Origin of the sequence: Aestuarium sp. (assembly GCF_023253315.1) — a bacterium.
In the GTDB taxonomy this organism is placed as follows: domain Bacteria; phylum Pseudomonadota; class Alphaproteobacteria; order Rhodobacterales; family Rhodobacteraceae; genus Marivivens; species Marivivens donghaensis.
The window spans coordinates 24,054-50,799 of record NZ_JALRGW010000020.1 but is presented as its reverse complement, the minus strand read 5'-3'; the positions used below and the strand labels follow the sequence as shown (position 1 = coordinate 50,799).

Annotated in this window: 34 protein-coding genes, 1 other RNA gene and 1 pseudogene; 15 read left to right on the top strand and 21 right to left on the bottom strand. The window is 57.6% G+C overall.

Annotated elements, in window-relative coordinates; genetic code table 11:
• A pseudogene (locus AC1QQ2_RS10725) lies at nucleotides 1–215 on the bottom strand (DUF58 domain-containing protein); the annotation flags it as partial.
• Nucleotides 212–1,216 carry an AAA family ATPase gene (locus tag AC1QQ2_RS10720; protein WP_479713133.1) on the bottom strand — a complete coding sequence of 335 codons (1,005 nt, stop codon included), beginning with the start codon at nucleotides 1,214–1,216 and terminating at the stop codon, nucleotides 212–214. The gene AC1QQ2_RS10720 and the pseudogene AC1QQ2_RS10725, both read right to left, overlap by 4 nt.
• Before the next feature lie 69 nt (nucleotides 1,217–1,285).
• On the opposite strand from AC1QQ2_RS10720, the gene AC1QQ2_RS10715 reads away from it, so the two are divergent.
• The 5 genes from AC1QQ2_RS10715 (at nucleotide 1,286) to AC1QQ2_RS10695 (ending at nucleotide 4,770) form a co-directional block, all read left to right on the top strand.
• Complete coding sequence (locus tag AC1QQ2_RS10715) at nucleotides 1,286–1,849, top strand: DUF1285 domain-containing protein (RefSeq protein WP_479713132.1); 564 nt, start codon at nucleotides 1,286–1,288, stop codon at nucleotides 1,847–1,849.
• Nucleotides 1,850–2,027: 178 nt separating this feature from the next.
• Nucleotides 2,028–2,912, top strand: a complete 885-nt coding sequence (gene purU, locus AC1QQ2_RS10710) for a formyltetrahydrofolate deformylase (protein WP_105235690.1) — start codon at nucleotides 2,028–2,030, stop codon at nucleotides 2,910–2,912.
• A gap of 143 nt (nucleotides 2,913–3,055) precedes the next feature.
• Nucleotides 3,056–3,415: a VOC family protein gene (locus tag AC1QQ2_RS10705; protein ID WP_479713131.1), complete on the top strand. Its 360-nt coding sequence runs from the start codon at nucleotides 3,056–3,058 to the stop codon at nucleotides 3,413–3,415.
• A complete protein-coding gene (locus AC1QQ2_RS10700) occupies nucleotides 3,415–4,125 on the top strand; it encodes a helix-turn-helix transcriptional regulator (RefSeq protein WP_479713130.1) in 711 nt (236 codons plus the stop codon). Before AC1QQ2_RS10705 ends, AC1QQ2_RS10700 begins: the two co-directional genes overlap by 1 nt.
• 30 nt (nucleotides 4,126–4,155) lie before the next feature.
• Entirely contained in the window at nucleotides 4,156–4,770 is a 615-nt protein-coding gene (locus AC1QQ2_RS10695; protein WP_479713129.1) for a class I SAM-dependent methyltransferase, read from the top strand.
• On the opposite strand, the gene AC1QQ2_RS10690 is transcribed toward AC1QQ2_RS10695, so the two are convergent.
• Together AC1QQ2_RS10690 and AC1QQ2_RS10685 are read right to left on the bottom strand one after the other, a co-directional pair.
• Entirely contained in the window at nucleotides 4,767–5,753 is a 987-nt protein-coding gene (locus AC1QQ2_RS10690) for an NAD(P)H-quinone oxidoreductase (protein ID WP_479713128.1), read from the bottom strand. The two genes, AC1QQ2_RS10695 and AC1QQ2_RS10690, sit on opposite strands and share 4 nt — an antisense overlap.
• A gap of 12 nt (nucleotides 5,754–5,765) precedes the next feature.
• On the bottom strand, nucleotides 5,766–6,458 hold the full coding sequence (locus tag AC1QQ2_RS10685) for a COQ9 family protein (protein ID WP_479713127.1): 693 nt from the start codon (nucleotides 6,456–6,458) through the stop codon (nucleotides 5,766–5,768).
• 106 nt (nucleotides 6,459–6,564) lie between these two features.
• Between AC1QQ2_RS10685 and rpsU the strand changes: the two genes are divergently transcribed.
• On the top strand, nucleotides 6,565–6,771 hold the full coding sequence (gene rpsU / locus AC1QQ2_RS10680) for a 30S ribosomal protein S21 (RefSeq protein WP_067549898.1): 207 nt from the start codon (nucleotides 6,565–6,567) through the stop codon (nucleotides 6,769–6,771).
• A gap of 57 nt (nucleotides 6,772–6,828) precedes the next feature.
• Here the strand turns inward: rpsU and AC1QQ2_RS10675 are convergent, their stop codons facing one another.
• Nucleotides 6,829–7,302 (bottom strand): Lrp/AsnC family transcriptional regulator, encoded by a 474-nt coding sequence (locus AC1QQ2_RS10675; protein WP_067549896.1) that lies wholly within the window; start codon nucleotides 7,300–7,302, stop codon nucleotides 6,829–6,831.
• A gap of 120 nt (nucleotides 7,303–7,422) precedes the next feature.
• On the opposite strand from AC1QQ2_RS10675, the gene ald reads away from it, so the two are divergent.
• Nucleotides 7,423–8,535, top strand: coding sequence for an alanine dehydrogenase (ald, locus tag AC1QQ2_RS10670; protein WP_479713126.1), 1,113 nt, complete (start codon nucleotides 7,423–7,425; stop codon nucleotides 8,533–8,535).
• A gap of 72 nt (nucleotides 8,536–8,607) precedes the next feature.
• Here the strand turns inward: ald and mscL are convergent, their stop codons facing one another.
• Nucleotides 8,608–9,042 carry a large conductance mechanosensitive channel protein MscL gene (mscL, locus tag AC1QQ2_RS10665; protein WP_479713125.1) on the bottom strand — a complete coding sequence of 145 codons (435 nt, stop codon included), beginning with the start codon at nucleotides 9,040–9,042 and terminating at the stop codon, nucleotides 8,608–8,610.
• A gap of 144 nt (nucleotides 9,043–9,186) precedes the next feature.
• Between mscL and AC1QQ2_RS10660 the strand changes: the two genes are divergently transcribed.
• A complete protein-coding gene (locus tag AC1QQ2_RS10660) occupies nucleotides 9,187–9,882 on the top strand; it encodes a glutathione S-transferase N-terminal domain-containing protein (RefSeq protein ID WP_479713124.1) in 696 nt (231 codons plus the stop codon).
• Here the strand turns inward: AC1QQ2_RS10660 and AC1QQ2_RS10655 are convergent.
• The 5 genes from AC1QQ2_RS10655 to rpe form a co-directional block, all read right to left on the bottom strand.
• Nucleotides 9,879–10,559 (bottom strand): glycosyltransferase family 2 protein, encoded by a 681-nt coding sequence (locus AC1QQ2_RS10655; protein WP_479713123.1) that lies wholly within the window; start codon nucleotides 10,557–10,559, stop codon nucleotides 9,879–9,881. The genes AC1QQ2_RS10660 and AC1QQ2_RS10655 overlap by 4 nt on opposite strands.
• A complete protein-coding gene (locus tag AC1QQ2_RS10650) occupies nucleotides 10,556–11,131 on the bottom strand; it encodes a DedA family protein (RefSeq protein WP_479713122.1) in 576 nt (191 codons plus the stop codon). Before AC1QQ2_RS10650 ends, AC1QQ2_RS10655 begins: the two co-directional genes overlap by 4 nt.
• Nucleotides 11,132–11,133: 2 nt before the next feature.
• Complete coding sequence (locus AC1QQ2_RS10645; protein WP_479713121.1) at nucleotides 11,134–12,273, bottom strand: ceramide glucosyltransferase; 1,140 nt, start codon at nucleotides 12,271–12,273, stop codon at nucleotides 11,134–11,136.
• Nucleotides 12,270–13,187 (bottom strand): UDP-2,3-diacylglucosamine diphosphatase, encoded by a 918-nt coding sequence (locus AC1QQ2_RS10640; RefSeq protein ID WP_479713120.1) that lies wholly within the window; start codon nucleotides 13,185–13,187, stop codon nucleotides 12,270–12,272. Before AC1QQ2_RS10640 ends, AC1QQ2_RS10645 begins: the two co-directional genes overlap by 4 nt.
• 214 nt (nucleotides 13,188–13,401) lie before the next feature.
• Nucleotides 13,402–14,091 carry a ribulose-phosphate 3-epimerase gene (rpe, locus tag AC1QQ2_RS10635; protein ID WP_479713119.1) on the bottom strand — a complete coding sequence of 230 codons (690 nt, stop codon included), beginning with the start codon at nucleotides 14,089–14,091 and terminating at the stop codon, nucleotides 13,402–13,404.
• 125 nt (nucleotides 14,092–14,216) lie between these two features.
• Here rpe and AC1QQ2_RS10630 point away from each other — a divergent pair, with 125 nt between their 5' ends.
• Together AC1QQ2_RS10630 and AC1QQ2_RS10625 are read left to right on the top strand one after the other, a co-directional pair.
• A complete protein-coding gene (locus AC1QQ2_RS10630) occupies nucleotides 14,217–15,065 on the top strand; it encodes an AraC family transcriptional regulator (RefSeq protein WP_479713118.1) in 849 nt (282 codons plus the stop codon).
• Nucleotides 15,066–15,270: 205 nt separating this feature from the next.
• Complete coding sequence (locus tag AC1QQ2_RS10625) at nucleotides 15,271–16,293, top strand: hypothetical protein (protein ID WP_479713117.1); 1,023 nt, start codon at nucleotides 15,271–15,273, stop codon at nucleotides 16,291–16,293.
• A gap of 13 nt (nucleotides 16,294–16,306) precedes the next feature.
• On the opposite strand, the gene AC1QQ2_RS10620 is transcribed toward AC1QQ2_RS10625, so the two are convergent.
• The 4 genes from AC1QQ2_RS10620 to AC1QQ2_RS10605 form a co-directional block, all read right to left on the bottom strand.
• Complete coding sequence (locus tag AC1QQ2_RS10620; protein ID WP_479713116.1) at nucleotides 16,307–16,987, bottom strand: DUF1523 family protein; 681 nt, start codon at nucleotides 16,985–16,987, stop codon at nucleotides 16,307–16,309.
• A 7-nt stretch (nucleotides 16,988–16,994) separates the two neighbouring features.
• Nucleotides 16,995–17,261, bottom strand: coding sequence for a hypothetical protein (locus AC1QQ2_RS10615; RefSeq protein WP_105235674.1), 267 nt, complete (start codon nucleotides 17,259–17,261; stop codon nucleotides 16,995–16,997).
• Between the two features lie 52 nt (nucleotides 17,262–17,313).
• The gene (locus AC1QQ2_RS10610) at nucleotides 17,314–17,643 is read right to left on the bottom strand and encodes a hypothetical protein (protein WP_479713115.1); all 330 of its coding nucleotides are present in this window, start codon (nucleotides 17,641–17,643) and stop codon (nucleotides 17,314–17,316) included.
• A 124-nt stretch (nucleotides 17,644–17,767) separates the two neighbouring features.
• Nucleotides 17,768–18,604: a L,D-transpeptidase gene (locus tag AC1QQ2_RS10605; protein ID WP_479713114.1), complete on the bottom strand. Its 837-nt coding sequence runs from the start codon at nucleotides 18,602–18,604 to the stop codon at nucleotides 17,768–17,770.
• A gap of 168 nt (nucleotides 18,605–18,772) precedes the next feature.
• Here AC1QQ2_RS10605 and AC1QQ2_RS10600 point away from each other — a divergent pair, with 168 nt between their 5' ends.
• From AC1QQ2_RS10600 to AC1QQ2_RS10590, 3 genes are all read left to right on the top strand, one after another.
• Nucleotides 18,773–19,357, top strand: a complete 585-nt coding sequence (locus tag AC1QQ2_RS10600) for a TetR/AcrR family transcriptional regulator (RefSeq protein WP_479713113.1) — start codon at nucleotides 18,773–18,775, stop codon at nucleotides 19,355–19,357.
• A gap of 14 nt (nucleotides 19,358–19,371) precedes the next feature.
• Nucleotides 19,372–19,794 (top strand): hypothetical protein, encoded by a 423-nt coding sequence (locus AC1QQ2_RS10595; protein WP_479713112.1) that lies wholly within the window; start codon nucleotides 19,372–19,374, stop codon nucleotides 19,792–19,794.
• A gap of 96 nt (nucleotides 19,795–19,890) precedes the next feature.
• Nucleotides 19,891–21,363, top strand: coding sequence for an NAD-dependent succinate-semialdehyde dehydrogenase (locus AC1QQ2_RS10590; protein ID WP_249945821.1), 1,473 nt, complete (start codon nucleotides 19,891–19,893; stop codon nucleotides 21,361–21,363).
• 37 nt (nucleotides 21,364–21,400) lie between these two features.
• Here AC1QQ2_RS10590 and AC1QQ2_RS10585 read toward each other — a convergent pair whose 3' ends face one another.
• Nucleotides 21,401–22,036 carry a ribonuclease T2 family protein gene (locus tag AC1QQ2_RS10585; protein ID WP_479713111.1) on the bottom strand — a complete coding sequence of 212 codons (636 nt, stop codon included), beginning with the start codon at nucleotides 22,034–22,036 and terminating at the stop codon, nucleotides 21,401–21,403.
• 132 nt (nucleotides 22,037–22,168) lie between these two features.
• Here AC1QQ2_RS10585 and AC1QQ2_RS10580 point away from each other — a divergent pair, with 132 nt between their 5' ends.
• A complete protein-coding gene (locus AC1QQ2_RS10580; protein ID WP_105235667.1) occupies nucleotides 22,169–22,936 on the top strand; it encodes a DUF1013 domain-containing protein in 768 nt (255 codons plus the stop codon).
• Nucleotides 22,937–22,993: 57 nt separating this feature from the next.
• Here the strand turns inward: AC1QQ2_RS10580 and recR are convergent, their stop codons facing one another.
• Genes recR through AC1QQ2_RS10560 form a run of 4 tightly spaced genes read right to left on the bottom strand, consistent with a single transcriptional unit; the run spans nucleotide 22,994 to nucleotide 26,080 of the window.
• Nucleotides 22,994–23,587, bottom strand: a complete 594-nt coding sequence (gene recR / locus AC1QQ2_RS10575) for a recombination mediator RecR (RefSeq protein WP_479713110.1) — start codon at nucleotides 23,585–23,587, stop codon at nucleotides 22,994–22,996.
• A gap of 3 nt (nucleotides 23,588–23,590) precedes the next feature.
• Nucleotides 23,591–23,935 carry a YbaB/EbfC family nucleoid-associated protein gene (locus AC1QQ2_RS10570; protein WP_067549847.1) on the bottom strand — a complete coding sequence of 115 codons (345 nt, stop codon included), beginning with the start codon at nucleotides 23,933–23,935 and terminating at the stop codon, nucleotides 23,591–23,593.
• 1 nt (nucleotide 23,936) lies between these two features.
• Complete coding sequence (locus AC1QQ2_RS10565) at nucleotides 23,937–24,323, bottom strand: hypothetical protein (protein WP_479713109.1); 387 nt, start codon at nucleotides 24,321–24,323, stop codon at nucleotides 23,937–23,939.
• Entirely contained in the window at nucleotides 24,320–26,080 is a 1,761-nt protein-coding gene (locus AC1QQ2_RS10560; RefSeq protein ID WP_479713108.1) for a DNA polymerase III subunit gamma/tau, read from the bottom strand. Before AC1QQ2_RS10560 ends, AC1QQ2_RS10565 begins: the two co-directional genes overlap by 4 nt.
• A 134-nt stretch (nucleotides 26,081–26,214) precedes the next feature.
• Here AC1QQ2_RS10560 and AC1QQ2_RS10555 point away from each other — a divergent pair, with 134 nt between their 5' ends.
• A complete protein-coding gene (locus tag AC1QQ2_RS10555; RefSeq protein WP_438986898.1) occupies nucleotides 26,215–26,565 on the top strand; it encodes a DUF6404 family protein in 351 nt (116 codons plus the stop codon).
• A gap of 15 nt (nucleotides 26,566–26,580) precedes the next feature.
• Here the strand turns inward: AC1QQ2_RS10555 and ffs are convergent.
• Nucleotides 26,581–26,679: signal recognition particle sRNA small type (gene ffs / locus AC1QQ2_RS10550), an RNA gene on the bottom strand.
• Nucleotides 26,680–26,746: the final 67 nt, after the last annotated feature.

Here is a 26,746-nt window from a genome sequence, read left to right as displayed (position 1 = left end):
TCAGACCGTGCGGACCGACGCCAGTCAATCAGACGGGCTTCATCGTGGGGCTGCGCTGGGCGGTATTGCCAGAACGTATCGCCCAGACCCGCACGCCGCCGACCGTGATCGCCGAGAATGACAGTGGTCGCCAAATGCTCTGCCTGCGCGAGAAGCGCAGGAAGCGGGGCCGCTAAACGCTCTGCCCCAGCTCGCAAGGCAAGGGTATCACTCACGCGGCGGCCTCAACCTTGGTGATTTGGGCGGAAACGGTGTCGATGATGGATGTGAGGTTTTCACCCCGTGCCCGTGCCGCAAAGGACAATGCCATACGGTGTGACAGAACAGGGGCCGCGAGTGCACGCACATCTTCGGGCGATGGGGCAAGCCGCCCGTTCATCAGTGCCTCAGCCCGTGCGCAGAGCATCAGCGCCTGCGCCGCACGTGGCCCCGGACCCCAGGCCACGTTTTGGCGGATCACTTCGGGGGCATCTGCATCAGGACGGCAAGCCCGCACCAGATCGAGGATCATTTCAACGATGTTTTCGCCCACGGGCATCCGGCGCAGCAACACTTGGGCCGCGATCAGTTCATCTGCGGTAAAGACGGCGTGGGCTGTATCTTCGGTCGCGCCTGTGGTTGCCAAGAGGATTTCGCGTTCCACATCGCGGGTCGGGTAGGGCACGTCGATCTGCAACAGAAAACGGTCGAGTTGCGCTTCGGGAAGGGGGTATGTCCCTTCCTGTTCCAACGGGTTCTGGGTTGCCAGAACGTGGAACGGTTTCCCCAAGGGGCGATGCTGCCCCGCAATCGTCACTTCGCGTTCTTGCATCGCTTGCAAGAGCGCGGATTGGGTGCGCGGTGAGGCGCGGTTGATCTCGTCCGCCATAAGAAGTTGGCAAAACACAGGGCCCTCAACAAACCGAAACGCCCGTGTGCCATCCGCCGCTGTTTCCAACACCTCGGAGCCGAGGATATCCGCAGGCATCAGGTCAGGCGTAAACTGCACACGGTTCGCATCCAGCCCCATCACGGTGCCGAGCGTGTTCACCAGCCTCGTTTTGCCAAGCCCGGGCAGACCGACCAACAACGCATGCCCGCCCGAGACGAGCGCCGCCAAGGTCAGGTCCACAACCCGCTTTTGTCCGATGAATTGTTTGGCGATACTATCCCGCGCCAGAACGAGCTTTTCGCCCAATGCTTCGATTTCGACGACAAGATCGGCGGGTGCTGCCATGACAATGCTCCTCGGTCACACTATGTTCCTAAAGAACCAGATATCACCCCTGATCCCAATGGGAAAAACATGACTACACAAAAGAATGTTACCCCGTCGGCGGAAAGTCTCGCTTCTGCTGCGAAAGCTGCCTCAAAAAAGGGCCCGCCGCCCGTCGAAAAATGGAATCCGCCGTTTTGCGGTGACATCGATATGCGGATCGCGCGCGACGGGACGTGGTTCTATCTAGGCACGCCGATTGGCCGTAAGCCGCTCGTCAAATTGTTCTCCTCCATCATTCGCAAAGACGGTGAGGACTATTTCCTCGTCACGCCCGTCGAAAAGGTCGGGATCATTGTCGATGACGCGCCCTTTGTGGCAATTGATTTTGAGGTGACAGAGGACGGGCTAGAGTTTGTGACCAATGTCGATGACGTTGTGACCGCTGGCCCCGACCATCCGATCCGCGTTGAACGTGACCCCGAGACGGGCGAGCCATCCCCTTACGTGCTGATCCGACGTAACCTTTGGGCGCTGATTGACCGCAAGTCGTTTTACCGCCTTGTCGATCTGGGCGAGGTCGAGGGCGATATGTTCGGCGTTCGCTCCATGGAGACTTTCTTTGGAATCATCCCCGCAGCTGAACTGGAATAGCCGAGGTCGCAGTTCAGAGAACGAATGTCGCTTATGATAAACAGCCGTAAACATCAGGAAATTTTGGACCGTTAGCGGTGTCGTAAATGACGTTTCAGGCTGGAAAATGACGTTTCGCGCACCTTTGCGAAACGCGTTTGGGGTGTATCACCGCATTAAATCCAACGCGGAGTCCTCCATGTCCAAATACGCCCTCACAGTGACCTGCCAATCCACCCGTGGCATCGTTGCAGCTATAGCAAACTACATGGCCGATACTGGCTGTAACATTACTGACGCATCGCAGTTCGACGACGCTGGCACGGGTCAGTTCTTCATGCGCGTCAGCTTCACATCGGAAAAGGGCATGTCGCTTGCCGATCTGAACGCTGGCATGGCCGCGACGGCTGAGAAGTTCGGCATGGACTACGCGTTCCATGACGAATCCGTCAAAATGAAAGTCGTGATCATGGTGTCCCGCTTTGGTCACTGTCTGAACGACCTTCTTTACCGTTGGAAAATCGGTGCGCTGCCGATCGACATCGTTGCAGTGATCTCGAACCACATGGACTACCAGAAGGTCGTCGTGAACCACGACCTGCCGTTCCACTGCATCAAAGTGACCAAAGAGAACAAACCGCAGGCAGAAGCCGCGATCATGCAGGTTGTCGAAGACACCGAAGCAGAGCTGATCGTTCTGGCCCGCTATATGCAGGTTCTCTCGGATGACCTCTGCACGAAAATGTCTGGCAAGATCATCAACATCCACCACTCGTTCCTGCCGTCCTTCAAAGGCGCGAACCCTTACAAACAAGCCTACGAGCGCGGCGTTAAGCTGATCGGTGCAACTGCACACTACGTGACCGCTGACCTCGACGAAGGTCCGATCATCGAACAGGACATCGTTCGCATCACCCATGCCCAGTCGGCCTCTGATTATGTATCGCTCGGCCGCGACGTAGAGAGCCAGTGCCTGTCCCGCGCTATCCACGCGCACGTTCAGCACCGCGTTTTCCTCAACGGTAACAAGACCGTCGTATTCCCCGCCTCCCCGGGTGCATACGTATCGGAGCGTATGGGCTAATCTCCCACTTCCATATTCTCCCTCGGTGGGCGGCCTTCGGGTCGCCCTTTTCTTTTTCTGCTTAGGCGTGCAACGATGCTGACAGTACGCTGTCAGTAGGGGTGTGTCATGACAGGGCATCACAAATCCAAAGGAGATTGGAAATGACTGCCCAACCTGTTGTTATCTGGACCGAAACCCCCGTGCGTGATCTGGACGCCGCCGCTGCCTATTACGCGGCCATCCTGAAAATTGATGTCACCTTCCGCGAAGAAGGCGGTCGCCGTGTCGCCGCTGTCGCAACCGAAGGCAGCATTGGAACCGACCTCTTTGTCGACCCCGCTGCTGGCCAAGGCGTCAGCGTTTTGCACATGACTGTAACCGACGGATTGGAAAACGCACTTGCGCGGGTGCCGGCGCATGGTGGCGCGGTTGATAGCCCGATCATCGACATCCCGCAGGGTCGATTTGCCTATACCCGCGATCCCGATGGCAATCGCATCGGCCTGTTCGAGGCTGCCTGATGCGCCGCGCTGACCGTCTTTTCCAGATCGTTCAACTCCTGCGCGGCGGGCGTTTGGTGACGGCAGCGCAACTCGCTGAAAAACTAGAGGTCACGCCGCGGACGATATACCGTGACGTGGCCGATCTGATGTCCACGGGCGTCCCGATCGAGGGCGAGGCGGGCGTCGGTTACATCATGCGCGACGGCTACGACCTGCCGCCCCTGATGTTCACTGAGGCAGAAATCGTCGCCCTCGTCGCGGGCGCACGAATGATGCAGGTCTGGGGCGGCGCCGCGATGGCCGAAGGCGCGACCGAAGCAATCGTCAAAATCGAAGCCGTTCTGCCAGAGCGATTGCGCCAGCGGGTCAACGCGGTCGGCGTCAATGCTCATGATATGAATGACCTATCGCCCGAAGTGCGCCAGTTGATCGACAGGATCGAAAGGGCATCTTATGAAAAACGCCGCCTCACGATCACCTATCGCGATGAGAGTGGCTCTGCCACGACCCGCACTGTGCGTCCTTTGGGGCTTTGGTATTGGGGGAAGGTCTGGACAATGGTCTGTTGGTGCGAACTGCGTGCGGGCTTTCGCATGTTTCGCATCGACCGCATCGCAGAGATATCTGAGGGCGAGCGGTTCAAAGACGAAGCTGGCAAAACCCTGCGCGATTTTTACGCATCCGATGATCGCAGGCCGCGCATAGTAACCCAGCCGCAAAGCACCTAAATAAACGCCAACCGATTACAGGAGACCCCGATGGCCCTTCCGACACTCGACTGGGAAGCTCGCTTTGCCAATACCGATGGCTATTTGTTCGGCGAAGAGCCGACTTATTTCCTTCGCGATGTGACCCGCCTTTTGCCAACCCAAGGGACGGCTTTGGCCGTTGCGGATGGTGAGGGACGCAATGGTGTTTGGCTGGCGCGTCACGGGCTCGATGTGACGTCTGTCGATGTATCGCCCACCGCCCAGTCGCGGGCCAAGGCTCTGGCGGAACAGCACAACGTGCCGATCAATTTGGAACTCGGGGATGCCCATGATTGGGACTATCCCGAGGCCGCTTTTGACGTGGTGGCCGAGGTGTTCACCCAGTTCAGCAAACCAGATGAGCGCGCACGCAAATGGGCGGGCATGCGTAAGGCGCTGAAATCAGGTGGCTATCTGGTGATTGTCGGTTATCGCCCCGAACAGTTGGCGTTCAACACAGGCGGGCCGCGCGATGTGGCGCACCTCTATTCCGAAGCCCTCTTGCGCGAGGCCTTTGCCGATTACACGCTCTTGCGTCTGTCGATTGATGAATTGCAGCTTCAGGAAGGTCGCGGACACGATGGCATGTCCGCAACCATTGGTGCGGTCTGGCGGAAACCTTAACCGCCGACGTTTAGAACGATCTTTCCAATATGGGTGCTGCTCTCCATCAGGGCATGCGCCTCGGACGCTGCCTCTAACGGAAACTCGCTGTGCATGACGGGGCGCACCTTGCCCGCGTCCAGCAGTGGCCAGACCTTTGCGCGCAATTCATCCGCAATGTGGGCTTTCGCCAGATCGGACTGGGGCCGAAGGGTCGAGCCTGTGAAGGTCAAACGGCGCATCATCAGTTGTGCCCAATTCACTTCGACCTTGGAACCCTGAAGGAACGCGATCTGAACCAGCCGCCCATCATCAGCGAGCGATTTGATGTTTTTGTCGATATACGACCCACCCACCATATCGAGGATCAGGTTCGCGCCGCCGACCGCTTTCATCCCCGCGACGAAATCCTCATCGCGATAGTTGAAACACTTCTCTGCACCGAGGTCCTCGCAAGCCTGACACTTGTCGGCTGATCCCGCGGTCGCAAAGACCCGTGCTCCAAACGCCTTGGCCAGTTGGATCGCCGTTGTTCCGATCCCCGACGATCCGCCGTGGACGAGGAACCGTTCGCCGCCTTGCAGACCGCCGCGCATGAACACGTTCGACCAAACAGTGTAGAATGTTTCGGGCAAGCAAGCGGCCTCTTTCATCGAAAGACCATCTGGCACGGGCAGGCAGTGCGCGGCAGGTGTCGCCACGTATTCGGCATAGCCCCCACCGGGGAGGAGGGCGCAAACCTGATCGCCAATTTTCACGCCCTCGGCCCCTTCGCCGACCGCAACCACAGTGCCTGATGCCTCAAGCCCAGGTAGATCGCTCGCCGTAGGCGGGGGCGCATAGAGGCCCGCACGCTGCAAAGCATCGGGGCGGTTCACGCCCGTATAGGCCACTTTGATCACCACCTGACCCGCTTGGGGCGTGGGGATCGGACGTGAACACAGTTGCAAAACCTCTGGTCCGCCGGCTTGGGTGATTTCAACCGCGCGCATCATATCGGCCATTGGCCTTCCTCCTTAGTCGTTCAGGGTCCAGCGTCCAGGCAGGTCTTCTGCCGCGCCCCGTTTCGGAGCCTTAATGCCAGAGAGTAGCTTTTCCATACCTGTCGCGAATTGCCCCAGAACAGGTGTCTTTTTCACGGTGGATTTGAATTTCTCGAACTGCATAACGTTGTCGATGCGGCGGTCGATAAAGGCAGCGGTCGCCTCGCCACCCGTTTCATCGCCGAGCCAATAGACCACGCAGGACGCATAGACGCCCGACAGGATCGTACGTTTTGAATACCAGTTGATGTCGTCGGAGGTGTCGCCCAGCGTTTCCCAGATCAGGTCCGCCGTGCCCCAAACCAATTGCGTCCCAACTGGCGCGAGGTGGGGCATCGAAAACAGCGTCATGCCACGGCGCACCATATCGCGGTCCACGACCTCTAGGCGGAACCGGATCGCAGCGGCCACACGTTCACTATAGCGCATCGACGCCAGATCGGCGGCTTGCATCTGTGCGACCATCGCTGCATCGCCCCGCTGGTGATAAGCCACGGCAAGGTCGGTCGCACCGCGCGGACAGGCGGCACGGGCGTCAGCCTCGCTCAGTCCAGACTCCGCGATCGCCATCTTAAAAGCGTCCTCGCTCCACCCGTCGAAAATGACATGGGGTTCAATGGCGTCCAGCAGGCGGTTTTGCATCGGTGATAGGGGGGTGATCGGCATTGCGTTCTCCTTCTGGCGGCAGACTAGACAAAACATAGTGCCATTGCTATACGCGGCCATCCTGCAATCTTTTGCAAATCCAACTTAGAAAGGTGGTGAAAACCACATGCAGGTTAGTGTTCGCGATAACAACGTAGAACAGGCGCTCCGTGCGCTTAAGAAAAAACTGCAGCGTGAAGGTGTCTTCCGTGAAATGAAGCTCAAGCAACATTTCGAGAAGCCCTCCATCCAGAAGGCCCGTGAAAAGGCTGAGGCGATTCGTCGTCAGCGCAAGCTGGCTCGTAAAAAGCTGCAACGCGAGGGTATGCTCTAAGAGCACACCAACGTGGCGAAATCGGCCCCCGTAGCTTTGGCTGCGGGGGCTTTTTCTTCAGACGGGCAGGGCCGTGGTCTGCCGCACCTGTTTCAGCGAAAATGATGATTGTAGCGTCTGCACCCCCGGAAGCCCCGCGAGGTGGCGACGGTGGATGCGGGCGAAATCCTCGGCGTCCTCGGCCACGACCTTGAGTAGATAGTCCGCAGATCCCGCCATCAGGTGACATTCCAAAACGTCAGGGATCAGCGATACGGCCTTTTCAAAGCCGCTGAGGATTTCATCTGCCTGACCGCTGAGCGTGATCTCAACAAACACGGTCGTTTTGCGGTTGATTTTGCGCGGATCGACGAGGGCAACGTAGCCTTTGATAAACTTGTCCTTCTCGAGCCGCTGGACACGCCGATGGCAGGCAGAGGCCGACAAATGGACCTTATCCGCCAATTCCGCGTTCGAGATTCGCCCATCTTTTTGCAGAACCTCGAGAATCCGACGATCTATCGAATCCAATCCATCTTCGCGCGAATTCATCCCAGTATTTCCATTATTATTCGAATAATCTTCGAAAACTTATACTATCGGCACTCAAAATGTCCAAGTAATTGCGCAATGGGCGCGTCATCTTGATCACAACGAACAGGAGAGACCCCAATGCACATCGGCTGCCCCAAAGAAATCAAACCCCAAGAATTCCGCGTAGGTCTGACACCTGCAGCTGCTCAAGAAGCAGTCGCAAACGGTCACACCGTCACTGTTGAAACTGCTGCCGGTCAGGGCGCTGGTTTCACCGACGAGGACTACATCGCGGCTGGCGCGAAAATCGCTGCGACCGCTGCCGAAGTGTTCGCTGCTGCGGACATGATCGTAAAGGTAAAAGAGCCTCAGGCGGTTGAGCGTAAAATGCTCCGCGAAGGCCAGCTTCTGTTCACATATCTGCACCTCGCTCCCGATCCGGAGCAGACCAAAGACCTTCTTGCTTCTGGCGCAACCTGCATCGCCTATGAAACCGTAACCGACGACCGTGGCGGCCTTCCCCTGCTTGCCCCGATGTCCGAAGTTGCTGGTCGTCTGGCGCCGCAAGTTGGTGCCTACACGCTGCAAAAAGCGAATGGCGGTCGTGGGGTGCTGTTGGGTGGCGTGCCAGGCGTTGCACCCGGTCGCGTGCTGGTTATCGGCGGCGGTGTCGTCGGCACCCACGCGGCGAAAATCGCTGCGGGCATGGGCGCTGATGTGACCGTTCTCGACCGTTCGCTGCCGCGTCTGCGTTACCTCGACGACGTATTCGGTGGCACCTTCAAGACTGCATATGCTTCGGCTGCGAACACCATCGAACTGGCGCGTCAGGCTGACATGATCATCGGCGCTGTTCTGATCCCGGGTGCTGCTGCTCCGAAACTGATCTCCAAGGCGCAACTGTCCGAACTGAAGCCGGGTGCGGTTCTGGTTGACGTTGCAATCGACCAAGGCGGCTGTTTCGAAACCTCCCGTGCAACCACCCACCAAGACCCGATCTACGAAGTTGACGGCATCATGCACTACTGCGTCGCCAACATGCCGGGTGCTGTGGCGCGCACGTCGACCCTCGCGCTGGGCAACGCGACCCTGCCGTTCATGATCGCTCTTGCGAACAAAGGTTGGAAGAAAGCCTGCGCAGACGACAAACACCTGCTGAACGGTCTGAACGTTCACGCTGGTCAACTGACCTACGCTGCTGTGGGCGAGGCTCTGGGCCTGCCGACTGTAGACGCTGCTTCGTTGCTCTGATTTCCTCCCCTGTAGGAGTAACGCAAAAGGCCCGCCGTTTGGCGGGCCTTTTCATTTGTTTGGGCGGACAGCTTACTTTTTCAGGCTGTCGCGGATTTCCATCAGAATATCCAACTCGGTCGGACCTGCGGGTGCTGCAGGCGCTTCTACGGCTTCTTCTTTCTTCGCCGTCGCGTCTTTGATGCGGTTCACCTGTTTGACCAGCATGAACACAACGAATGCGATGATCAGGAAGTTGATCACAGCCATCAAGAACGACCCGTAGGCAAAGACTGCAGCGCCTGCCTCGCGTGCCGCATCAAGGCTGGCCCCAGCTGGAACATCGCCGCTGAGAACGACGTAAAGGTTAGAGAAGTCGATGCCGCCGATGACCAGACCGATAATCGGGTTGATTAGGTCCGCGACAAGCGACGAAACGATGGCCGTGAATGCGGCGCCGACGATGATACCAACAGCCATGTCCATGACATTGCCCTTGGCGATAAAATCTTTGAATTCATTAAGCATGATATGCCCCCATTTGTTCTGCCCACGCATAAGTTGTTTTCCTGCGCGAGTGCGCACAGGTATATCCCACCTTGGGGATGTTTCTATGCCTAATTTTACAGTGTAGGGGTGAGCGATAAAATTCATTTACCGTAGGGTATTCCAATGGCTGATCTCTCTGATTTCCTCGTGACAAAACGCTGGCCCGCGCAAAATCCTGACATTCTTCAGGTCTACGCATTCGGCACCCCGAACGGTCGCAAGGTGCCCATCGCCCTCGAAGAAATGGGGATCGAGTATGAATACCACTCCACCGGTGGTTTGTCGGATGACATCATGCGCAGCCCCGAATTTCTGTCGCTGAGCCCGAACAACAAAATCCCTGCGATCCTCGACCCGAATGGGCCTGACGGCACGCCATTGGGTTTGTTCGAGAGCGGCGCGATCCTGCAATATTTGGCAGATAAGTCGGGCAAGTTCGCAGGTAACACCGCATCCGAGAAGTTCACCGTTTATCAATGGCTGATGTGGCAGATGGGCGGCGCGGGTCCGATGTTTGGGCAGTTGGGCTTTTTCTACAAATTCGCAGGTGCAAAGATGGAAGATCCCACCGCCCGCGACCGCTATATCAATGAATCCAAACGTCTTTTGAACGTGCTGAATACACAGTTGAACAAACACGACTGGGTCGCTGGCGATTATTCGATTGCAGATATGGCGATTGCGCCGTGGCTGACCACGCTCGACTACTACGGTGCGCGTGACGTACTGGGCTGGTCTGATTTCACCAACGTCGTGGACTACGAAAAGCGGTTCTACGACCGCCCAGCCGTTCAGCGTGCGCTAGAGCGTATGGCCTAAACGACCCTCTGGCGGCGCATGTGATAGACCTGCGCTGCCAACCCCAACAGCCCGACGGTCTGCGCCATGTCGCGGATCATCTTGACGTCGCGTTTTAGCCCTTCGGCCCAGCCGAACTTTGCGCCTTTGAGTGGGCTTTCCACTTCGGGCCACTGCACGATGGCGATGCGGGCCGATTGGCGGATCAGGAGGCTGTTCATGAATACCTCCAACCCGAACTTCGGCAGCGCCCGCATTGCGTCGATCTGATCGATCAGCAACCCGCGCGGCATCACCCGTTCACCCGAAATGTAATCAATCCCGATCCAGTGCCAAGGGCGCGGCGCATTTGCCCGCAGGCTGATCGTTATATCCGCCTTACCCTGTTGAACGGGCGCGATCAGTGCGGTCAGGTGCGAGGCGTCCAAGCCCAGCAAATCCGCATCCACGAACATCAGCGTGTCACCCATAGCTGACTCAATCCCGACCGTGACGGCCCATGTCTTACCTTTGTTCTGGGGCAGTTCGATCAGCCGAACGCCGTCGATCCCCTTGACCACCTCTGCCGTGCCATCCGATGACCCGTCATCAACCACGATCACTTCATCGATCAGCGGATGACCGACGACCGACCGCAAGACGGCGTCGATACGAGAGGCCTCATTATAAGCGGGGATAATACAGCTGAGTGTCGTCATTCAGGAGCCTGCGATCTACCGCGCAAATACCAAACGATGACACCCACAGCGATCAAGGCCGCAAGGATCAGCGTGGCGCGGAAAATGTAGTTGTCGATGGTCGAATAGGCGTAGCCGAACATGTAGCCGATCACGACGAAGAGCAGCGTTTTGGGCAAAGTGCCCAAGAGGTTCCAGCCGAGGAATGCACCAAACGGCATCTTGCCCGTGCCCGCAGCGAACAGCACCGCAGCGCCCGCCGAATGGGTGAGTTTGCCGATCAAAAGCGTCCGCCCACCTGTGTCGCGGAAGTGGTCCTTGAGCCCATAGCGGCGACTTCGGTTCAATCCCAGCCGCACCTGCCACCGACCAGGGAGCGTCTTTGGCCCCCAACGGCCCAGCGCGTAGATACCCGCGTCGCCCACCAGATCGCCCAGCACGCAAATCACGTAGACCGCATAGAGGTTAAGCAATCCGAGCGAGGCCATATAGGCCGCGATCACCGTGACAATTGGGCCTTCCAGAACCGTGACGGGCGCGAGCAGCCATAGGCCATGTGCCTGCACCAGCGTTTGGATCGTCGAGAGGTCCATTCTTAGCTTTCGGTCGTTGTGCCCACGGCGTCCGAGGACATCGAGTTACCGCGCCATTCGAACCCTTTTCCGCGCCATCCCGCAACCCAAAGGGCAGGGACCATAGCGTCGCGCATGACCCACGTCGCGATGTCGCGTGGTTTCGCAGGCCATCCCGCGCGGCGGGCCAAGAGGTATTCAAGGCCGAACCACAGGATCGGCAGGGCCAGTAGACTCGCCCAATTCAGGGTGCCGTTTAGGGTCAGGAACAGCGTCAAAAGCATCGGCACCACGATCCCCGATAGAACCTCAGCGGCGTAGAGCGCAGGGAACCCCATGCGGCGCACCTTGGCCCAGCGGACCTGACGGGTCCAAACGCTCTTCCAATCACGAGATCCGATAGGCTGGGGGAGGAGGTTGCCCAAGAGACGGACCTTGAGGCCAGCCTCGCGGACGACCTTGGTCGATGCGACGTCTTCGGCCATGTCTCGACCCAAGGCGATCAACCCGCCCGCATTGTCCAAAATATCCCGCCGCCAGAACAGCATTTTGCCCTGCGCGTAGCCATTGCCGAACACATCCGACGACAGCTGCCAACGGCCTTGATAGGTGTTGAGGAACGCAGCCTCCAGATCACCCCACAGGTTCGTTGCGCGGATGCCAGACGGGGGCGAGGTGACAAGGCCCGTGCCTTCGGTCCAGCGGGAAAAGAGGCGTTGGATATAGTCATGCGGCAATAGCACGTTGCTATCGGCCATCAGGATGTAATCATGCTCTGCCGCAGCCCAACCTTTGACGAGGTTGTTGAGCTTTGGATTGCCCGACAAGCGGTCATCACCGATCAAGAGCGTCGCGTTGACCTCGGGGTGCGCCTCGATCAACCGATTGACCAGCGGAACAACGGGGTCATTGGCATCCGAACAACAGAAGATGATCTGAAGCGGGCCGCGATAGCTCGACCGGAATGTGGTGCGTAGGGTGTCCTCAATGTTGTTTTCCAACCCGCACACAGGCCGCAGAACCGTCACCCCCGGTGTTCCCGTGATCACGGATTTCTGGAGCGGGCGTTCAGTCGCCCAAAGCGCCGCGCCAACGGACGCAACTTGCAACGCCGATGTCGCGCCCAAAAGGCCGATCGCCAGTCCTGTCAGAATATCGGTCATGCGCGTGCCGTGACCGAGGCATCATTGCGTCCCGCAACCCGTGCCTCTTTGCGAGCGATCGCACTGTGTGCGGACCAATCGAGCATCATCAACTGACCGCTGGCTGTTTCCGCCAGAGCCGTGCAGTTCTCGGTCCAATCGCCGCAGTTCGCATAGATGATGCCGTGATCATCGTGCAGCGCGGATTGGTGGAAGTGCCCACAGATGATGCCATCGGCGTCATGTGTGCGCGCCAGATCGGCAAGACGGAGTTGAAAGGTTTCCTTGGCACGTACCAAACGATTTCCAAAGGCGATCAGATGATCAACGCCGCACCAGTCCTCGCGGCCAAAGGCATTCAGGCCACGGTTCACCACCAATTGCACGCCACGCAGCAGGTTTTCCGCATGAGCGCCGAGCTTTGACAACACAGGCGCCTTACGTTCGAACAGGTCAACGCAATCGCCGTGAATGACGAGGAACTTCGTGCCGTTCGACGTGGTGTGATAAACGTAATCAGCGACCGTCAGATTGCCGAAGTATTCACCAAAGTAGTGACGGAAAAACTCATCGTGGTTACCGGGGGTGTAAACGATCCGAACGCCAGACCGCATCCGATCCAGCAGCAGGTTCACGATTTTATGGTGAACTGGTTTCCAGTTCGACCCAATCGGGCGCCAGATATCAAAGATATCACCAACCAAGTAGATCGTATCAGCCACGTGGCATTCGAGGAACAACAGCAGGGCGTCCGCTTGGCAGCTATGGGCCCCCAGATGCATGTCCGAAATGAAAAGTGATGGAAAATAGCGTTGTCCGGGTTGGATGCGTTTGGGCGTTTGCACTTTGGTTGCGCCAGCGCCGAGCACCTCTTTGACCAGATCAGCTGGAAATCCTGCAAAAGCGTCAAAGCCGTTCGTCGGATGTTTAGTCATAGTACGACGCCCCAAGAGTCGAAAATATATGCAGATGCTTAAATGGCTAATGTGACAGCTACGTTTCGATGAGCCGGGAAAAACATCTGCAGGCGTAAATTTCTCTAATCTGCACAATGAAACGACAGTCCTTGGGGTTTCCGTCGAAATTTATACAAAAAAGTAAGGCCGCACCTTTCGGCACGGCCTCTGTCATTCAACGTGGGTTTTTGGCTCAGAGCGCGGCGTTTGCAGCAGCGCGAATGGCGCGGATATTCTCTCCGTAAACCTCTGGCGCGTGGACCGAACCACCTTTGAACACGGCCGACCCAGCAACGAGCGAATCCGCACCCGCCGCAGCCACCAGTGGCGCGGTGTTCACATCAACGCCACCATCGACCTGAATGTGGATCTCGCGGTCGCCGATCATCTGACGGACCTTGCGGACCTTCTCGACGCCGGAATGGATGAATTTCTGACCGCCAAAGCCTGGGTTCACGGTCATCACAAGAACCATGTCCACCATGTCGAGCAGATATTCGACCGCCTCAGCAGGGGTCGCAGGGTTCAGCGCCACGCCAGCCTTAACGCCTTGAGCCTTAATCGCCTGAATGGTGCGGTGAATATGCGAGCCAGCCTCGATGTGCGCGGTGATCATATCGGCACCCGCTTCGGCGTAGGCTTCGATATAGGGATCGACGGGCGCGATCATCAGGTGCACGTCCATGAACGTCTTCACGTGCGGGCGGAACGCTTTGACGGCGGGCGGGCCAAAGGTCAGGTTCGGGACAAAGTGACCATCCATCACGTCCACATGAACCCAGTCAGCGCCCTGCGCTTCAATGGCCTGAATTTCCTGACCGAAATTTGCGAAATCGGCAGAGAGAATCGACGGTGCGATCTTGATCGAGCGGTCAAACGACATTGGAGTGCTTTCTTTTGCGGCAACGGGCAGGGTTCTAGCGCGGAAAACGCGCAACGTCACGCCCTCTTTGCAGCCGCGGCATCATAGCCAAAGACCTGTTACAACGACTGTGTTAAACTGCGGGTATGAATGTGATCGTGCTTCGCCATAAAGAGTTCCTGCCCGCCGATTTGGCGTGCCAGTTGTCACGCGCCATGCTGACGAGCCAGCGTCCCACGGCGCTGCACACCCATGATTTTCCCGAACTGATCTGGGTGCAGAACGGCCGCATCCGTGAATATGGCCCCAAGGGTCACACCGATCACAAAGAGGGCACGCTCCTCTTTGTGCGGCCCACCCATGCCCACGCGCTTCAGGGCAAAGGCGAGGACGCGATGGTCGTGTCGATTGCCTTTGATCCAAAGGTGATTGAGGCGATCGGGCAGCAATATCCGCAGGTCGCTGATCGGTTCTTTTGGGGGACCTCTGAGCGGCCAGAAACCTACACCCGCGACATGCAGCAGATGGCTGACCTGAACCGCGCTGCCGTGCGGCTCGAGCGTCGTAATGGCACCGCACTTGATGCGACGGCGTTTCTCTTGCCGCTTTTGTCCGAACTGATTGACGAGACAGTCTCGCTCGCCGCTGGTGCGCCGCGCTGGTTGGCAGAGGCCTGCGCCGCCGCCCGCAATCCCGACGTGTTCCGCGATGGAGCCGCTGGGTTCGTGCGGGTCACAGGCCGCGCCCATGCCCACGTCAGCCGCACCGCCCGCCAGTTTCTGGGGCAAAGCCCGTCCGAATACGTCAACGGCATCCGCATGGACTATGCAGGGCGGCAATTGATCGGATCAACCGACAGCTTGTCCGAGATCGCTGCCGACTGCGGCATCCCCAACCTATCCCACTTCCACAAACTCTTCCTCGCCCACCACGGCATGACCCCCGCCCAATTCCGCAAATCCCGCCAACGCAACACAGTCCAACCTGTTTTGTGAGGTGGGGCGCTCTGAGTGATCGGGCGGTGTGAGAGGGAAGGGGTGTTTGGTGAGTGGGGAAGCAGTCTTTCGCGACGCGTGTGCTAGGGTTCTCTTGCAAATTCTAGCCTCAATTCATCTGATCTGATGCGACTTTTGCAAGAGCCATAAACCATGACCTGCCAAACCCATTTACCATAGTGATAACGTTTTTGAGTTCAAAGAGATGAATGAAATTAAGCAAGCAAAGTCGCGTCTTTCGCTCTGGAGGGACAGGCTCCAAGAAATCGAAAAGCGCATGGTGCAGAACGGTGGCCGTCTAAAGCGACAAGAGTGGTGGGAGAGGGAATATTTCGAGACCCCATACCTAACGTTTGCCAGCAACGAGTATCTCGAACAAAGATTTTTCGACCACTTCCACAACCAACTGCGCCTGACAGGCGAAGGAAAAATTGCCCTTAGAGAAGATTTTGCAGATGGCGGCGGGCTGATAGCGCCACTCTTTACACATATGAAGCTTGAATTTGGCGCACGGGGGCTTGGCCTACCCGCCGCGAACGAGAAGGCCAGACAACAGTTAGATAAGTACTTTGAAAATGGGGAACCGACTGGTGTTCGCTTGTTTCGGGGGTTTCCAGAAGAGCTGGAAGGTGTGATTGTCAAGTTTGGCAAACATCGACACCTTAAGCCCATGTTTGAGCATGGGAAGCTGCGGCTTACTCCTGCGGAGTTTTATCAGAGAGCTGGACTTATCGAAGCGATGAGAGATCGGGAAACAGAGAGATGGTTTCACGATCCCAAATTTGACTTGATCCTTGCCGGAAAAGATCATTTTCACATCAACGGCATGGCTGCCAAGATCGAGGACGGGTTCTTTAAGTTTGTGGTGTCCTGCCCAAATTACGTTCTTTGGAGTGCCTGCAAAGATATCGATAGACGTCTGCCTGACGATTTCGAGGCGGATACAGCAGTGATTATTCGGAGACCTGATGAATTCTCTTCAAGGCTAGCCAAGGCAGTGAAAAAGGTTTGGCCGACGGTTCCAGTGTGGTCTGGAGACGTCAAGTACTACGATCCATGCTCTTTTGTGGACATGCAACGACGGCCAGAGACTATCAAGCATTTCTCGTACTTGTATCAAAGAGAGTGGCGGTTCTGCGCATTCCCAAATAACGGCCAAATGCCGGAAGAACCGTTGAATCTCACCATCGGATCGCTCGAAGATATAGCTGAGATGGTTACGCTATAAATGGCCCCCTAACTCACTTCCCGCGCCAGCTTCCAAACCAGCGTTTCAGCCGCGACTGCCGTTCGGCGACGCCTGCCTCCACGCGGTCCCATTCGTCGCCGACTTTGTCCAAGGTCGGGTCCAGAGCACGTTCGCGGAATTGTAGCCAGACAGCGCGGAGGAACAGGATGCCTGCCATCAGCGCGACAAAGAACACGATATTGAACCACGGGATGATCGTGATGTTCGGATCGTCGATGCGTTTGATCGAAATCGCGTTAGGGAACACGGTAAAGAAACGGTTCCGCCAGCCGTAGTGCGTGATGCTCACCCACTTTGGCGCTTCGGCGGTCGAGGTGTTCTCTTGGGCCTCGCCCTGTAGGTCGCGACTGTCGAATTTGAAATAGGGCGGCCAGATCCAGCCCGTATCTTCGTTGCGGTAGATCATTACGTCATTGGCTTCAGCGCCACGGATGAGGCCGAACAGATAGGTTGGGCGACGCATCACGCTGATGAATTGCACGTCGCGGGTCGCGCCCTCGACGTTGCCGCTGTCAGCCTGCGCAAAGAAAATGCGGTTCACAGAGCTAAAGTCCTGACGGATCACTTCGGTGCCTGTGATGCGGGCGATGTCGTGTTGGGGCAGGACGTAATGCAGGAACATGCCCGCAAACAAGATCACGATGACCCGAACGCCAGTTTTCAATTTTTGCATCTCAGCCTCAATTCGTCAGATATAAAATCGCCGTCACCAAAACGACGGGCACAATATAGACCAGCACAATGAGCTTTTTGCGAAACCCGTGCTCGTATTCGACCATACCGTTTTCGATATAAGCAGTGCGGGCCTCGCTATCACCCCCTTGATGATCCTCGGCCCATTGTTTCTCTAGTTTTTCGCGCCGAACAGAGCGCGAATAGACCGAGATCATGAAATACAGCAGGGTCGTGATGACAAACCAAATCACCAGCATATAGAGAAATTTCATCTTATCGGCCTCTCATCGCCGAACATCAGGCCTTTTTCGATCAACCGATGCATCACCAGACCGCCTTTTTCCAACGCCTCACAAGGCCCATCACCGACATGAGCATCACTGGCCCCCACAACAGCGCAGATATCAGCGAAAGCTGTCCGAAATGCGCGATGGTGTCGGCGATGTTGCCAGCGAACAGTTCAGAGATCGGAAAGCCTTGGATCAGGTAGAGCACGATGAAATAGCCGATACCCACGATCCCCATCGTCAGGGTAGATACCAGTGCATTGACCATCAGCGGCTTTACCCCCTCGGGCAGAACCTTGGCCCAGAGGCGGGGGACGAACCAACCAATCGCAGCTAAGATCAGCGCAGGGATCAAAAGATCGGTCAAACTTTACCCTCCAGATAGCTGCGCTGGTCCACTTCCATCGCTTTCCCGGTTTGTCGTACGTTCACAAGAAAAGCTCTGGGTTACCCCAAATTCGATACCTGCCAGCGAAACGACCCACCCATTATCACATTTCCGACGCGTCCGTTTCAGGCTCTGTCGGTTTCTCTGCCAACTGATCCGCGAGGATCTCTGACAGCGGTCTATCGGCCATTAGGGCTTCTTCGCCGTAGATGGCATCGGGGTCGACGCGCCGCGCAGGGAGTTCTTCACCGCGGTTGAAAAACTCTTCTTCGATCCGTTCTGAATCCGCCTCGCTGCGCATGACAACGCGGGTGCCGTTCGGGACCATCTCAAAGAGGTGGATGATGTCGTGGTTGAACATCCGGATGCAGCCCGCAGAGCCAGAGTTGCCAATCGATTCCATGTCGTTGGTGCCGTGGATGCGGTAGTAGGTGTCGCGACCCCCACGATAGAGGTAGAGCGCACGCGCCCCCAACGGGCTACGCAGGCCACCGGGGATGCCACCCGCGAAATCGCCGTAAATCTCGGGCTCTGTGCGCAGCATGTTTTCCGTCGGCGTCCAGCCCGGCCATTCAACCTTGCGGTTGATCACCGTGTCACCGTTGATCGACCGACCTAGACGGCCCACGGCGATGGGGTAACGCCACGCGGTGCCGTCATCCATGACCCAGTAGAGAAACTTTGCATAACGGTCGACTTCGATGGTGCCCGGTTTTTCGTCGCCTGTGTAATAGACCAACACACGGCGGTTCGGTTCTTCGAGGAGACGCGGGGGAACGGGCGGCAAGGCATAACCATTGTCCATCAACAGCGCATAGCCGGGAACAACGGTCGGTGCAGGCGCGGGTTCGGGCACAGGTTCTTCGGTGCAGGCCGAGATAAAGACCAAAGCGGTCAGCGCCAGAAATGCGCGCAGGGCAGAGGGAATATTCAAAAGCATCTAAATCGTCCGGAATCCATTTAGGCTCTGATACCATTTCATCCGCAAAGCGCAAATTTTTCGCGGGAAAATTGCATGGTTATGATGATGTGTGACTTAAAATGCAGGGTGGGCAATAGGGAAAAGCCTGCGTATCCTGCCCGCAACAGACCAAACACGGGGTATAATATGACCGACCGTAAAGACGCGATCAAAACTGCCGCTCAGGCGATCTTCTTGTCCTCAGGCTACGCTGCGGCGACAATTGCGCAGATCGGGCGGGACAGTGTATCGACGGTTGGCTCTATCTACCATGCTTTTAAGGGCAAAGCCGCGATTGCGCGGGCGTTGCTCTTGGATGCACGGTCCACGTGGACGATTGAGGCGCAGGGCATCACGGGTAAGGATAAACCGCGCAAAGCGATCACCGCGATGATCCAATCGTTCCTGTTCTGGGGCCGCGATAACCCCGATCTGTTCCGCCTCCACGAAGAGCTTTCGGCCAGAGCGGTCAACGATCCCGACTTCGCCGACTTTGCCCAAGATTTAAGCGATGAGAGCGCAGCAGGCGCGGCGATCTACGCGAAATGGGCGTCCAAAGGCACGGTTAAGGATATGCCTTGGCCTCTCGCCTCTGCGATCATCTACGGCCCCGCGCGGGAGTTCCTCTCCGCGGGTGGTGTGCCTGATGATGAAACCGTTGAGGTTCTGTCCCATGCCGCGTGGCAAGCCGTCAAAGGCGACGCCGCGCAAAAGAAAAAATCCAAACCCTAACATCGGGCTGTCGCATGAGCTTTTGGCGTGAACTCTTCGATGTCGCAGCGCAAAGCGACCAAGACGACGATACCGTCCCCACCACGCCCGAGGGCAAAGTGCGCCTTTACGTCTTTGCGGGGCACTTCCCCGACGAAGAGGCACTGCTGTCCTACTGCTTTGATCAACCCGCTGAAGGGCTGCCCGTGCCGTTCAACCGCGATCTGGTGGGGGCCTTCGTGGATACGACCTATGTCGTCACTGGTTTTGGAGCAGGGGTCAAAGAAACGCTCGATGACTTCTTTGTCGGTGATGTCGTGGCAGAGATTCTTCTTCGGATCGGGGACGGCAATTCTGTGGTTGTCGTTTCTGAATATGCCTTTGGGGATTTCCCGTTTTCGCTCAATGACACGCCGCGTTTGTCCTATTTGGGCCATTGGTTGGTCACACGGGACTAGAGCGACGGAATTATTGGTCAATCCGGCGTGAATGGGCTGGACGACTGTGATTTGCCGTGGTTCACATATGATCAAATTTTTCGACCGGAGGACCAAATGCCCGAGACGAACCTGAAATCCCTGCTATCCAACCCCGCGCTAGTCCGCGAAGAAGCCTATCTGGCTGGTGAATGGGTCATGGCCCAATCTGGTGCGACCTTCGATGTGGTAAACCCTGCCCGTGGTGACGTGATTGCCAAGGTCGCGGATATTTCCCGCGAAGAAACCGCCAAGGTGATTGATGCAGCCTATGACGCGCAGAAATCATGGGCCGCGAAAACGGGTAAAGAACGGGCAAAGATCCTGCGCAAATGGTTCGACTTGATGATGGAGAACCAAGAAGACCTCGCCATCATCATGACTGCCGAACAGGGCAAACCACTGGCTGAGGCTCGTGGCGAGGTCGCCTATGGCGCGTCCTTTGTGGAATGGTTCGGCGAAGAGGCTAAACGTATCTACGGCGAAACCATCCCCGGTCACATGGCCGACAAACGCATCACCGTGATCAAACAGCCGATTGGCGTTGCTGCTGGTATCACACCGTGGAACTTCCCCAACGCGATGATCGCGCGCAAGGTGGCTCCTGCGCTCGCGGCGGGCTGTTCGTTCGTCATCCGTCCCGCTTCGCAAACCCCGCTGTCCGCGCTCGCCATGGCGGTTCTGGCGGAACAAGCAGGCGTGCCCAAAGGCGTGTTTAGCGTTATCCCGTCCGAGGACGCATCGGGCGTCGGCAAAGAGTTCTGCGAAAACTTCAAGGTGCGCAAACTGACCTTCACAGGCTCGACCCAAGTAGGCCGTATCCTGCTGCGTCAGGCCGCGGACAACGTGATGAAATGTTCGATGGAGCTGGGCGGAAACGCACCGTTTATCGTGTTTGACGACGCAGACATCGACGCAGCCGTTCAAGGCGCCATCGCCTGTAAATTCCGCAACAACGGTCAGACCTGCGTTTGCGCAAACCGCATCTACGTGCAGGACGGCGTCTATGACGAATTCAGCGCGAAACTCAAAGCTGCGGTCGAGGCACTGAAGGTTGGCGACGGCCTTGAGACTGGCACCGACCTTGGCCCGCTGATCGAACCGAAAGCGGTCGAAAAAGTGCGCGAACACCTCGCGGATGCGCTGGCTAAGGGCGGCAAGGTTCTTACGGGTGGTGAGGCTGGCCCGCTCGGTGGTCAGTTCTTCTTGCCCACCATCGTCTGCGATGCGACCACTGATATGAAGGTCGCGACCGAAGAAACCTTTGGCCCCTTCGCTCCGCTCTTCCGTTTCAAGGACGAGGATGACGTGATTGCCATGGCGAACGACACGATCTTTGGTCTCGCCTCCTACTTCTACGCCAACGACCTGTCCCGCGTGATCAAGGTTCAAGAGGCGCTGGAATACGGCATCGTTGGCGTGAACACAGGCATCATCTCGACCGAAGTTGCACCCTTCGGCGGCGTCAAACAATCGGGTCTTGGCCGCGAGGGCAGCCACCACGGGATCGAGGACTACCTCGAACTGAAATACATCTGCACTCAGGTGTAAGATTTAAAAAGGCGGTCCTGAACGGGCCGCCTTTTTTTTATCTAACTGGATCAAACAGCGCGTCGTCTAACGTGCAATCGCGCGACACATCCGCGCCGCAGCGTCGGAACTCTAGGTCCTTGGTCAGGCAGATGCGGACCTCTTGGATAAAGCCCGACATGCAGGTCACTGTGATCTCGTTCGCGTCCAGCCCATCGTTTTGATCCATGAACGCCTCTTCGATCAGCGAGGCAGGCAGGCTCACCTGTCGTTCCAATTTGCGGAACGCCTGCGGGATCGTCAGCGTTTCATAGGCTTCGCGGGCGAGGGCGTAGTAGTCGGTTGAATTCAGCCCTGAACAGACGCCGTGTTTGTTCCACTGATACCATGCAAGGCCCGATGTCCCCATGATGTCCGCCATGGCTTCGGTCTGGCGGCGGGTTGGGGCGGGGATCGTGGTGCGGCAGTAGTCGGGCCAGCCCGTTTCATACTGCGGCCAGAGCCCATGCAGAACCCAGCCGAAATCTTCGCTCTCATCACATTGCGGCGAGTTGCGACCGTCCCCCTCGAGGGCGCACCAGTTGGGCGACCACGACAGCGACATCACATAATAATCAAAATCTCCGGCCGTTCCGTCCGCCTGCCCAACAAGCGGAGATAGGCCCAAGGCCAGTGCCAATACTGTCTTTCGCATAATTTAGTCTTTTCTATTGCTTTTGCCCCGACTATATACAGGTTGAGTTCCCCGACAATGTGAACTGGGCCGAAAATTCCGGCTCGCCTTCGAAAGAAGGCAGCGGGGAAGATTTGCGTTAGGAGACAAACCATGTCCGACAAACCAATTATGGCGAAAGCCACCGCCGTCTGGCTGATCGACAACACCACGATCAGCTTCAAACAGATCGCCGATTTCGTCGGCATGCACGAGCTGGAAATTCAGGGCATCGCTGACGGCGATGTGGCGCCTGGTGTAAAAGGTTTCGACCCTGTGTCGAACAACCAGCTCACTGAAGACGAGATCAAAGCAGCCGAGGGCAACCCGCTTCACAAACTGAAGCTGAAGTTCAACCCAGCAGCTTCGGGCGAAGAAAAACGCCGCGGCCCGCGCTACACCCCGCTGTCGAAGCGTCAGGACCGTCCGAACTCGATCCTCTGGCTGGTGAAATTCCACCCAGAACTGTCGGACGCTCAGATTGCGAAACTCGTTGGCACCACCAAACCGACGATCCAAGCGATCCGCGAACGCACCCACTGGAACATCGCCAACATGCAGCCGATCGATCCGGTCGCACTTGGTCTGTGTAAACAATCCGAACTCGACGGTATGGTGCAAAAGGCAAACGCGAAACGCGCGGCCGAAGGCACTGCAATGACCGACGATGAGCGTCGTAAACTGGTGTCGACCGAACAGTCGCTCGACATGCCAGCAGAGCCGAAAATCCCGACTGCGATTTCTGGTCTGGAAACCTTCACCCTTGGTGACGGTGGCCTCGGCAACGATCCGCGTGATGACGAAGAAACCGACTTCTCGGATGCAGATAGCTTCTTCAACCTGCCGGGTGGCAATGACGACGAAGACGAAGACGACAAATAAGGTCGCCTGATCTGAATACAAAAAGCCCCGCAATTTGCGGGGCTTTTTTGTTGTGTCCTAGAGGCTCCGCCGCGCCCTGAGCGCCGCCGTGATCGTCCCATCGTCGAGGTAGTCCAGCTCTCCACCCACAGGCACACCTTGGGCCAGCGACGTGACCGTCACATCAGGCAATTGGTCAGCGATGTAATGCGCCGTGGTCTGCCCGTCGATCGTCGCGGAAAGCGCGAGGATCACCTCGGTCACCGCCTCGGACGTCACGCGGTCGAGGAGCTTGGGAATACGTAAATCCTCTGGACCGACCGCATCGAGCGCCGACAACGTGCCGCCCAGCACGTGATAGCGCCCCTTGAACACACCAGAGCGTTCCATCGCCCAAAGGTCCGCGACATCCTCAACGATACAAATCTCGCCATTGGCGCGGCGTTCGTCCTGACAAATCGGGCAAATATCAGCGGTGTCGATGTTCCCGCAGTTCAAACATTCCTTGGCCGATTGGCCGACCCGCGTCATCGCGTCGGCCAATGGGATCAGATGCTGTTTGCGCTTTTTGATCAGGTGCAGGACAGCACGCCGCGCCGACCGAGGCCCAAGCCCCGGTAGCTTTGACAAAAGACTGATCAGGTCTTCGATATCCTGCGGACCCTGAGCCAATTTTTAGAACGGCATCTTAAAGTCTGCGGGCAGGCCCAGACCTTGGGTGATCTTTGCCATTTCCTCTTGGGCGCGTTCGCCCGCTTTGGTCTGTGCATCTTTGACCGCTGCGAGGATCAGGTCTTCGACCATTTCCTTATCGTCAGCCGAAAAGATCGACGGATCAATATCGAGAGCTTTCAACTCGCCCTTCGCGGTTGCGGTCGCTTTGACCAGACCTGCACCCGCTTCGCCAGTGACCGTGATGTTTTTCAGGTCATCCTGCATCTGTGTCATCTTGGTCTGCATTTCTTGTGCGGTTTTCATCATCTTGGCCATGTCGCCAAGACCGCCCATTCCTTTGAACATGTTATTTCCTCTGACTAAGGATGCGCCGTGCGGCGCGGATGATTGTATAAACGGTTAGCGCTGCTGCAAAGGCCGTCGCGACATAAGGCGGGGCAAGGCAGCCCTCTCTCGTGGCGCGTGCCCAGATGCCCAAATGATCCGTTGCCCATAGGCGCTGCGACACGAACATCAGCAGGAATGACGACGCGATAATGCCAGCCATCTGCACGCCCACATGCCTGAATGCCGACCCTGCCAAGGCGATGATGATCATGATGAACAACAGCGGGTTGGTCAGCGTATAGAGCGGCTCTGACCAGATGGTCACATCAACCCCGGGCGACCAGAGCGGTCGCACTTGTTCACAAACTTCAGCAAAGGCAGGCGCGGGCAGTGCCGCTAGGATCAATCCTCTTCGAACGGGTCCCATTCATCTTCCACTTCTTGGAGGGCTTCAACCTGCGCCTCTTGGGCGAGGTCGGCAGCCGTCCGAACTTCGGTGATTTTGGCTTTCGGAAAAGCAGCGAGGACGGCCTGCACCATCGGCAATGTCGCGGCCTCGGCCTTTTTCGCGTTCTCTTCGGCAGCACGCCCTTCGGCAACCGTCGGTGCGCCACCCTCATTCACGAGGATCACCGCCCAGCGGTTCCCCGTCCACGCCTGCAACCGCGACCCGAGCCGCTGTGCCAGATCGCTAGGGGCATCATCCGCAGGTTGGAATTCGATCCGACCGGGTTGGTAACGGGCAAGACGGATGTAGTTTTCTGCCTCAACGAGCAATTTTACATCGCGGTGTGCACGGATCAGTTCCAGCACGGATTCAAATGTAGCGTAGCGTGCTAGCGCATGTTCAGCCAGTTCTGGCGCGGCCTGAGACACAGGGCCGCTCGGCCCGTTGTGGGTTGGCGTGTGCTGCGATCCATAGGCGTTTGTGGTGCCACCTGACGGGGCAGGGCGCGCACCGCCGCCACCTCCGCCACCGTTCGGACGGGGCGGGGGAGCGGTGTTCGCAATCTTGCGCAACAGCTCGTCTGGCGTCGGCAGGTCCGCCACATGGGTCATGCGGATCACGGCCATTTCAGCCGCCATCATCGCGTTCGGGGCCTGAGACACCTCATCAATCGCCTTGAGCAGCATCTGCCACATCCGCGTCATCACCCGCATCGGCAGGGTCGCGGCGGCAGCTTGACCACGAGCGCGTTCGTCAGGGGATACAGTCGGGTCTTCGGCGGCATCAGGGGTGATTTTGATCACCGATACCCAATGGGTGATCTCTGCCAAATCGCGCAGGATCGCCATCGGGTCCGCGCCATCGGAATATTGCGTCGACAGTTCGGCCAAGGCCTCTGCCGCATCACCGCGCAGGATCATGTCAAAGAGGTCGAACACACGCCCACGGTCCGCAAGGCCGAGCATCGCCCGAACCTGATCCGCCGTGGTTTCCCCCGCACCATGCGAAATCGCCTGATCCAAAAGGGAGGTCGCATCCCGTGCCGACCCTTCGGCGGCGCGGGTGATCAGCGCGAGCGCATCATCGGTGATCTCTGCGCCTTCGCTGGTGGCGATCTTGCGCAAGAGCGCGATCATCACCTCGGGTTCAATACGACGCAAGTCGAACCGCTGACAGCGGGACAGAACCGTCACTGGAACCTTGCGAATTTCCGTGGTCGCAAAGATGAATTTGACGTGGGCGGGTGGTTCCTCAAGCGTCTTCAAGAGCGCGTTGAACGCGCCCGTCGACAGCATGTGAACTTCGTCGATGATGTAGACTTTGTAGCGGGCCGAGGCCGCGCGGTAGTGGACCGAGTCGATGATTTCGCGGATGTTGGCGACGCCTGTGTTCGATGCCGCGTCCATCTCGATCACGTCAACGTGGCGACCTTCCATGATGGCGGTGCAGTGTTCGCACTGGCCGCAAGGTTCGGTCGTAGGCCCGCCCTGACCGTCAAGGCCAACACAGTTCATGCCCTTTGCGATGATCCGCGCGGTGGTCGTCTTACCCGTCCCGCGGATACCCGTCATGATAAAGGCCTGCGCGATCCGCCCTGCCTCGAACGCATTCTTGAGCGTGCGCACCATCGCGTCTTGACCGACGAGGTCGGCAAAGGTTTCGGGGCGGTATTTACGGGCAAGAACCTGATAGCCGGCTTGGGGCGTGTCGGTCATGTATTCCTCGATCTGCTAGCGCCCCCAACCTAGAGGCAGAGGGGCGCGGCGTCCAGCACGCAGGACACAACAATCGGGTTGTGATCGGGATTTCCTGAGCTACGGTGGGCACATTCGAATAAGAGCGCGATCAGATGACCGAATTTGAAACAAAATACGCAAAAGCCGTCGAGAAACTCATCGAGGCGGGCATCCCCCGCCGTGCCTACGACCCGCCCTTTAACATCATCCTGCGCCGCATGGGGCTAGAGATTCGTCCCGTCCACTTCATGACGTTTTGGCAGATCGTCACGATCCAAGGCATGACCTTTGGCGCGATGTGGGGCCTTTTGATGTGGACCTTCCTCTGGCGCTACAACGACATGCGCATCGCTGAGGCGGCTCTGGGGTCTATCTTTGCGGGCGTGCTGTTTGGAACGGTCATGGCCGTTGTTGTTAAACGCAAATCCGACAAAGCGGGGCTGCCCACATGGGGCGAACTCTAATCAATGAGGGGGGTAAGGTGAGAGGCTGGACAACGACCCAAGCGGGGCTCGTTACGGCTGCTTCCTTCCGGACCTGACCGGGTTGGCGAGGCGCTCGCCCGCGCCAACCTCTCAAGGCCTCAGATAGGCGACGATGCGGCTGGATGCAAGGGGCTAGACGGGTGCCAAAACCCGCCAAAAG